Source organism: Streptomyces sp. H27-H5, assembly GCF_026627505.1.
Lineage (GTDB): Bacteria > Actinomycetota > Actinomycetes > Streptomycetales > Streptomycetaceae > Streptomyces.
Window position 1 is genome coordinate 1 of the sequence record NZ_JAPNLK010000187.1, and the last position, 7,599, is coordinate 7,599.

8 protein-coding genes are annotated in these 7,599 nt (G+C 69.8%); 4 read left to right on the plus strand and 4 right to left on the minus strand.

All coding sequences use genetic code 11. From position 1 onward, the window contains the following. Nucleotides 1-380: 380 nt before the first annotated feature. On the minus strand, nucleotides 381-620 hold the full coding sequence (locus OTB19_RS40880) for a chaplin (RefSeq protein ID WP_267803936.1): 240 nt from the start codon (nucleotides 618-620) through the stop codon (nucleotides 381-383). Between the two features lie 459 nt (nucleotides 621-1,079). Between OTB19_RS40880 and OTB19_RS40885 the strand changes: the two genes are divergently transcribed. After that, nucleotides 1,080-2,408, plus strand: coding sequence for a molybdopterin-dependent oxidoreductase (locus OTB19_RS40885; RefSeq protein WP_267803937.1), 1,329 nt, complete (start codon nucleotides 1,080-1,082; stop codon nucleotides 2,406-2,408). Nucleotides 2,409-2,446: 38 nt separating this feature from the next. Beyond that, entirely contained in the window at nucleotides 2,447-2,920 is a 474-nt protein-coding gene (locus OTB19_RS40890) for a hypothetical protein (protein ID WP_420717012.1), read from the plus strand. Here OTB19_RS40890 and OTB19_RS40895 read toward each other — a convergent pair. Next, nucleotides 2,890-3,567, minus strand: coding sequence for a class I SAM-dependent methyltransferase (locus OTB19_RS40895; RefSeq protein WP_267803939.1), 678 nt, complete (start codon nucleotides 3,565-3,567; stop codon nucleotides 2,890-2,892). The genes OTB19_RS40890 and OTB19_RS40895 overlap by 31 nt on opposite strands. A gap of 453 nt (nucleotides 3,568-4,020) precedes the next feature. On the opposite strand from OTB19_RS40895, the gene OTB19_RS40900 reads away from it, so the two are divergent. Next, nucleotides 4,021-5,862, plus strand: a complete 1,842-nt coding sequence (locus OTB19_RS40900) for a glycoside hydrolase family 15 protein (protein WP_267803940.1) — start codon at nucleotides 4,021-4,023, stop codon at nucleotides 5,860-5,862. Between the two features lie 17 nt (nucleotides 5,863-5,879). Here the strand turns inward: OTB19_RS40900 and OTB19_RS40905 are convergent, their stop codons facing one another. After that, entirely contained in the window at nucleotides 5,880-6,386 is a 507-nt protein-coding gene (locus tag OTB19_RS40905) for a DUF4383 domain-containing protein (RefSeq protein WP_267803941.1), read from the minus strand. Nucleotides 6,387-6,506: 120 nt separating this feature from the next. Next, a complete protein-coding gene (locus tag OTB19_RS40910; protein WP_267803942.1) occupies nucleotides 6,507-6,863 on the minus strand; it encodes a DUF6479 family protein in 357 nt (118 codons plus the stop codon). A 217-nt stretch (nucleotides 6,864-7,080) separates the two neighbouring features. Here OTB19_RS40910 and OTB19_RS40915 point away from each other — a divergent pair, with 217 nt between their 5' ends. Beyond that, entirely contained in the window at nucleotides 7,081-7,257 is a 177-nt protein-coding gene (locus OTB19_RS40915; RefSeq protein WP_267803943.1) for a hypothetical protein, read from the plus strand. The last annotated feature ends 342 nt before the right edge of the window (nucleotides 7,258-7,599 follow it).

Genomic DNA, 7,599 nt, shown 5'->3' on the forward strand with positions numbered 1-7,599 from the left:
ACTTACGAGGTGCCCTCTTGCTCGGGTCTGATGGAAGCGTAGAAACTCCCATCATCCCAGGTCAGCGGGCACCTCTTCTGATTTCTCCATCCACAGCCCGACCACTACGCGGTGGATCCAGGCTGACACGATGCCCGAGCAGCCCATCCGAATTCCCATGAAGTAACGATTCTTCTGTTGGGTGTGGGAATTTCGGACCTGCATACCGGACAAGAAAATGCGGCTGCTATTGGTCTAAAGGTGGAGTGATTCGTGATCTGGTGACGTGTCGGGATCCTGGCTAATTGTGGCGTCCTCGTTCCGGGTGTCGACCGTGTGAATGGAACGGCTGCTTCGCCCCGGCCATGACCCAGGCCGGGGCGAAGGGCACCTCAGGTCCTTCAGCTGTTGATGCAGGTGTTGCCGAAGGCGGGGTTGAGCAGGCCGATCACGCTGACGCTGTTGCCGCATGCGTTGATCGGGATGTGGATCGGAACCTGGATCAGGTTTCCCGACAGGACGCCCGGGGAGCCGATGGCCGCGCCGGAGGCTCCGGCATCGGCGGATGCGGCGGACGCGCCACCGACAACGGCGATGCCTACTGCGAGCGCGAGGCCGACACTCTTAAGAACACGGGACATGGGTGGCTCTCCTTGCTGGTCCAGTGACGCGTACGCGCCGGTGGGCCCGAGATCGGGCCTGTGCCCCCTCTTCGTTGAGGTACGACAGGGCGGCTTGGCCTCCATCGGCCTGTTCCCTCGAAAGGGGGAACCGTCCCCGTATCTGGCCGAACGCTTCCCCCAGATGCCATACCGCGCTACCCAACGCAGGTGAGCTCCGGCGGCAGCTCGCTCTGGTCGGGGCGAGCGAAACCGTCTACTCCACCGGCTCGGCGTCGGCCGCGGCGATGTCCCGGCTGCCGCGGCGTGCCTCCGACGGGTGGGACGGACCGTAAGGATCCGATCTGCGTGTCACGAGTCCGGTGAAGGCGTGCGCGCGGGATGGTCTCCCGGACGCTCATGCCCGATGAGCCGGATACCTGTGGAGATGTGCGAATGGATACAAGTGCCAGCAGTGACCAGCCGGACGGTGGGCCTGAGATGCCGTCTGCCTCCTCGAAGCTCCCGCGCACACCGGTCGCCGAGCGGGTGCGTGATGCGGTCGGCCGGGCGCGGGCGGCGGGTCCGCCGCCGGGCCCGGCGCGACCGGGGTTCTGGCGCAGTCCGCTGCGGGGTCCGTGGCTGACGGGGGTGTTCGGACTGACCCTGTTGGTCGGGGTGATCGTGCTCTTCGTGACGGGTCTGCTGTCGTACGCGGCCTACAACCCGGACCTCGCCCCGCGCAACGACCAGACGCCCGACAAGGGCTGGCTCGGGTTCTACCTGTTCACCTGGCCCACCTCGCCGTACTGGCTGTACCGGCTGACGCAGGGCGTGCACACCGTCCTCGGCGTGGTCCTCGTTCCCGTCCTCCTCGCCAAGCTGTGGTCGGTGATCCCCAAACTCTTCGAGTGGCCTCCCCTGCGCTCCGCAGCCCACGCGCTCGAACGGCTCTCGCTCCTGCTCCTCGTCGGCGGGGCGGGCTTCACCTTTGCGACCGGGATCCTGAACATCCAGCTGGACTACGTCTTCCCTGGCTCCTTCTACGTCCTGCACTTCTACGGTGCCTGGGTGTTCATGGCCGCGTTCGTCGTCCACGTCGCGTTCCGGCTGCCGCGCGCCGTCCGCGCCGTCCGCGCCGGCCGGGGCTTCCAGCCCGCACCGGACTCGGAAGAGGCTGCCGGCCTGGTCTCGCCGCGTCCGGCGCCTGCGACGATCTCCCGGCGGGGGGCGGTCGCGATGGTGGGGGCCGGCTCACTGGCCCTGCTGGTGGTGACGGCCGGCCAGAGCATCGGAGGCTGGTGGCGCAAGACCGCCCTGCTGGCCCCGCACGGCCGTGACCCCGGTACGGGCCCGAACGGCTTCCAGATCAACAAGACGGCGGCCTCCAGCGGGATCCGGCCCAGCGACATCGGCCCCGCCTGGCGGCTGACGGTGCGCGGGGGAGGCCGTCAGGAAGTGTTGACCCGGGACATGCTGCTGGCGATGCCGCAGCGGGAGGCCGCGCTGCCGATCGCGTGCGTGGAGGGCTGGTCCACCCCTGACCAGCAGTGGTCCGGCGTACGCCTCACCGAGCTGGCAGCCCTTGTCGGCCTCGGCACCGACACCCCGCAGGTCCTGGTTGAGTCCGTGCAGCGCGGCGGATCGTTCTCCTCCGTCGTCCTCGCCCCCAACCAGGCCCGTGATGACCGCTCGCTCCTCGCGATGCGCGTGAACGGCGCGGATCTGTCGCCCGACCACGGTTACCCGGCCCGCGTGATCATCCCGGCCGCTCCGGGCGTGCACAACACCAAGTGGGTCACCCGCCTCACCTTCGGAGAGCCCACATGAACCGGAGTACGTTCCGAGCCCGCTACGGTGCTTCCCCATTGCATCTGCTGCTCACCCTGGCCTGCTTCGCCCTCGCCCTCTACGCAGGTATCCGCCTACTGAAGGGCGACACCATCGGGGTGGCGATCTGGTTTGTCGGCGCCGCCCTCGTCCACGACCTGCTGCTGCTCCCCGCCTACTCGCTCACCGACCGCGCAGCCCAGCGCCTCTTCCGTGGCCGGACCGCCGAGCCCGGGACTGGGCCGCGTCTGAGTGTGAACTACCTCCGCGTTCCCCTGTTCATCGCGGGAGTCCTGTTCCTCGTCTGGTGGCCGCTGATCCTGCGGCAGGGCGGCCACTACACGGCCTACACCGCGCTGTCCGCCGACGGCTTCCTCGCGCGCTGGCTTCTGATCACCGCCGCCCTGTTCATCGCCTCTGCGATCGTCCTGCTCGTGCGGACCTGGCTGCGCCTGCGGCCGGAACGCGAGGAGGCCCGGGCTCAGGCGCGGGCCCGCAAGGCCACGAAGTGACGTTCCCCTGACGTGCCGGCCCACTGTTCGACGGGGGTCCAGCCCGACAGGCGGCCGTGTCGGACCAGGGCCCGGGTGCCGACGGTGGCCCAGGCGAACACGGCGCTCGCCGCCGTCTGCCCGGCGTGGATCCGCACCCGGCGCCGCTCGTCGACATCGACGGGGGCGGTCTCCACGATCAGGAGCCCTCGCTCGCGGACCACGCGGCGGATGCGCTTCAGCAGGTGGCGGGGATCCCCGCCGATGCCGATGTTCCCGTCGACCAGGAGTGCGGTGTCCCAGCGGCCCTCCCCTGGGAGCGGCTCGAACACCGACCGGCTTGCTGCCGTACCGCCCCGGCACACGGTGGAGATGACGGCGGTCGGGCATACGTCGATCCCCAGGACACGATGCCCTCGTCGGGAGACTTCCTCGACGAGGCGACCCGCCCCGCACCCGATGTCCAGGACCTGGCCCACACAGCGGTCCACGACGCTCCGGTCCGTGTCGTCCGCCTGCCCGCACCAGCGCCGGACGTCCAGGGGCAGAGACCAGCCCTCGGTATCACGCAACGTGAGCCCTTCCCCCGGCACACAGATCGCCTCGGCGTACGGGCCGCTCTGCCAGGGCTCCGGGCCGCTCATCCGCATCGGAGCGGCGGCGCTCACACACACTCCTGTCAGCCGTGGGCGGCCCCGCCCGAAGATGAGCGGGCGGGCGAACGGTGTCGTGCCCGTGCAGCGGGCGACACGGTCCGGGGTGCCGCCTTCGGTCTGCATGGTGCGGTCCCGGTCCGGTCGACGTTAGGTCCGGTTGTCGGGGGCCGCCTGCCGGGAGCATCAGACGAGCGACTCAGGGTCGGGGAGTGCGGGCGTTCGGGTGGCGGGCAGCGCGTCGCCAGTGCGGTGCCGGTTCGGACGCGTGTACAGGGTGTCTCCTGGTGGGGCTCCGGCCGCCCCGGGATGGGTGGCTGGCTCACCACTGCCTGCTCCGGGGCTTGCCGTCACGTCGCCGGCTTCGGAGCGGGGAGTGCTGGCGCGCGCGACCGTACCGCCGGGGCTTCGGACGGCATCGTCGGCGTCGGCCGGGGTCTCGGGGATCGTCGAACGGGGAGCGTCAACGTGAGCGAGCGGCCCATCGGCGATTACGCGGTCCTCTCGGACTGCCGGTCGGCGGCACTGGTGAGTTCGGGCGGGTCAGTGGACTGGCTGTGCTTCCCCCGCTTCGACGGGCCGGCCGTCTTCGCCCGCCTGCTGGACGAGGACGCGGGCCACTGGTCGATCCTCCCTGTCGGCGGCCCGGGCGAGGTGAGCCGCCGCTACCTGCCCGACACCCTGGTCGTGGAGACCACCTTCCGCACCCCCACCGGGACAGCGGTCCTCCTCGACGCGCTGGCCCTGGGCAAACGCGAACGCGGACACGGCATGGGGCAGTCCTCCCCAGGGACCCTGCTGCGCCAGGTCACCTGTACGAGCGGCACGGTCGACATCGCCGTGGAGTACGCCCCGCGCCCAGAGTTCGGCCTGATCCAGCCGGTCATGACCCGAGTCCGTGGGGGCTTGTCGGCCCGCGGGGGCGCCCAGTCGCTGATGCTCGCCACCGACCTCGCCTTCCGCCTGACGGGCTCGACCGCCCACGCCGAGGCCACCCTCACCACCGGCGACCGCCTCGGCTTCGCGCTCAGCGCCGATCCGGCCTGGGGACCCGACCCCACACCGTGGTCCCGCCGCCGCATCCGCCGCCGGCTGGCCGACACCGAAACGGGCTGGCGCTCCTGGTCCACCCTCCACGCCGCCTACACCGGCCCCTGGGAAGAACAGGTCCGCCACAGCGGGAGGGTGCTGCGTGCCCTGACATACGCCCCGACCGGGGCGATCGTCGCCGCCGCGACGACCTCGCTCCCCGAGAGCGTCGGCGGAACCCGGAACTGGGACTACCGCTACACCTGGGTCCGCGACGCCAGCCTCACCCTCCAGGCCCTGGCCACCGCCGCCTGCAAACAGGAGAAGGCCGACTTCTTCGCCTTCCTCGCCCAGGCCGCCGCCACCCAGCTGGACCGCGGCGTCGACCTCCAGGTCATGTACGGCATCGGCGGCGAACGCGACCTGAGCGAACGCACCCTGCCCCACCTGTCGGGCTGGCGGGGCAGCAGCCCCGTCCGCGTCGGCAACGACGCCTGGCGCCAGCGACAGCTCGACGTCTACGGAGAACTCCTCGACGCCGCCCACCAAACCCTGCCCCACGACGAACTCCTCGACCCACCGGTCCGCGCCTTCCTGCGCCAGTGCGCCGAAGCCGCAGCCCGACGGTGGGCCGACCCCGACCAGGGCATCTGGGAGGGCCGCGGCCCCGCCCGCCACTTCCTGCACTCCAAACTCATGTGCTGGGTCGCCCTGGACCGCGCCATCGACCTCGCCCCCGCCCTCGACGCCCGCGACCGCGTCACCGACTGGCAGCACATCCGGGACCAGATCCGCGACACCATCGAGAACCGTGGCTACAACGCGCAGGTCGGCGCTTTCACCCAGGCGTTCGGCAGCCGCCGCCTCGACGCCTCCGCGCTGATGCTTCCGCTTACCGGCTTCCTCTCCGGCGAGGACCCCCGGGTCCGCTCCACAATCGAGGCGATCGCTGGTGGGCTGACCGACTCCCGCGGCCTGGTACGTCGCTACCTGAAGGACGACATCGATCACGACGAGGGCACCTTCCTGCTCTGCACCTTCTGGCTCGCCCAAGCCGTCGCCCTCACTGGCCAGAGCGCCCGCGCCCGCCAGGTCTTCGAGACCGCCCTCACCTACGCCAACGACGTCGGCCTACTACCCGAAGAGGTCGACACCCGCACCGGCGAAGCACTCGGGAACTTCCCCCAGGCCTTCAGCCACATCGGCCTCATCAACGCGGCCCACGCCATCCGCGATGCCGAAGCCGCCCTTGAACGGCAGGCAGGCGCGGGTCCCGCCTGAGTGCGGATCGGGAACCCTCAACCGCGGGGGTGGCGGGACTGCCAGTACGGGTTGTCGTGGGGCAGCGATCCGCTGACCCGCCCGTACAAGCCGAACGTCATCAGCAGCAGGCCGGTCACGAAGCTGAAGGCCACGTTCTGGAGATGGAACGCGAAGACGTTCAAGCGGGTGTCCAGGACGGCGAGGCTCGCGAAGCCGGCCGCGAGAAAGGCAACGCCCACGATGATGTTGACGGTGGACGCGGTATTGCCCCCGATCACGGCGCCGGCCAACAGCAGGCCGCCCACGAGGACGGAGGCCACGCTCAACGCGCCGTTGCTGCCCAGGCCCATCACCATGCTTCCGCTGGTGCTGAAGAACCCGATCCGGTCGGTCAGCCCCAGGACGCCGAACACGACCAGGAACGCGCCCATGAGTCCCGCACCGCCGCGATAGACGCGGCGCAGCCGGTGATCGACCGGAAGGTGGTCGTCGAGAACGACGCGCCGCCCGCGGCGGGTCTGGTTCTGCGTGACAGTGGCCATGATGATCGGGCCTCCTTCATCCCCCGTATGCCGATGGTGCGCGAAGACCGTCCGGAGGCGCTTGGGCCTTCGACGGTGACCACTGGCGCGTGCTTCAGCGCCCACGGATCCCGAAGCCGCTCAGCGCCCCGGCTGGATGGGGTGTTCGAAGCCGGACTCCCTGGCCGCGCGCGCCTGTTCGGGGTGTCGATGGGTGATCGAGCCGCCGTTGCCGTATCCGCCCATCTGGTGCGGACGCAGCCCTGCTTCGGGAAAACCGCGCGACTCACGTTCCTCGCGCACCTCATACACCGCCCCTCCGACGGGCAGGTGCGGCTGGCTGTCGCGCGTGGGTGGCCGCCGCTCCTGCTTCCGGATGCGCTGGCCCAGCACGAACGAGCCGATCAGGAAGCCGACGACGAGAAGACCGACGACCAGAAACCAGGCGATGTTCGTCAGGGTCCGGTCCATTGCGAGGTCGTACAGGGCGGAGTCCATACCTCAACAATCGCCTACACGGGATAATTAATGTCAAAAATGGATGAGACGGAAGTATTACGGCACTCCGCTCAGGTGGCGTGACGATGAGCCCCGGGGCACAGGAAGCCGACGTGGCGGCCACACCATGGGAGGCTGGGTGCAGCGCATGCCCTCCCTGCCAGGAGCCCCCGATGAGTTCTGCCCCTGCCCTGCCCGACCCCCTCGGTCCTTTCCGGTGGCCCGCCGCGCTACCGGCTGCCGCGTCTCACCGCTGTTCATCATGGGCGCGGTCCTCCTGCCCGTAGGGGGATTCCTCTACTCGGTGCCCGGCGGGCACCCGGGGATCCTGGCCGCCGGGGCGCTCGTCCTCGGGGCTCTTGCCGCCTGGTGGTGCGCTTCGCGTCAGGGCTGATCACGACCTCGCACCGATGTGATTTTGCCGGGGGGTGTGCTCGTAGAGCTGGGCTCTTATCGACCATCGCCCTTTCGGCGCCAGCGCACACCACCTCGCCGCGTTTGAGGAGCGCCGGAAGTGCTGGAGAGGTCGGCTCGCGCTACCCGGATAGACCGAGAAGCGCACCCCCACCATTCCCGACGGCGCCAGTGGCTGGTACTCCACCCGCCCGTCCCTCTCTGTCAAAGTGACTCAAGCCAGGCATACTGGATGATTCATTGAGTTGAGGGTGGAGAAGGAGTAGTGCCCACAGTGGCCAGCACTGATGACCACGGGATACCGGATCCGCAGGTAGAACCC

Coding starts and splice junctions, on each gene's coding strand:
- OTB19_RS40880 (WP_267803936.1), bottom strand. CDS start 620: ATGTCCCGTGTTCTTAAGAGTGTCGGCCTCGCGCTCGCAGTAGGCATC.
- OTB19_RS40885 (WP_267803937.1), top strand. CDS start 1,080: ATGCCGTCTGCCTCCTCGAAGCTCCCGCGCACACCGGTCGCCGAGCGG.
- OTB19_RS40905 (WP_267803941.1), bottom strand. CDS start 6,386: ATGGCCACTGTCACGCAGAACCAGACCCGCCGCGGGCGGCGCGTCGTT.
- OTB19_RS40910 (WP_267803942.1), bottom strand. CDS start 6,863: ATGGACTCCGCCCTGTACGACCTCGCAATGGACCGGACCCTGACGAAC.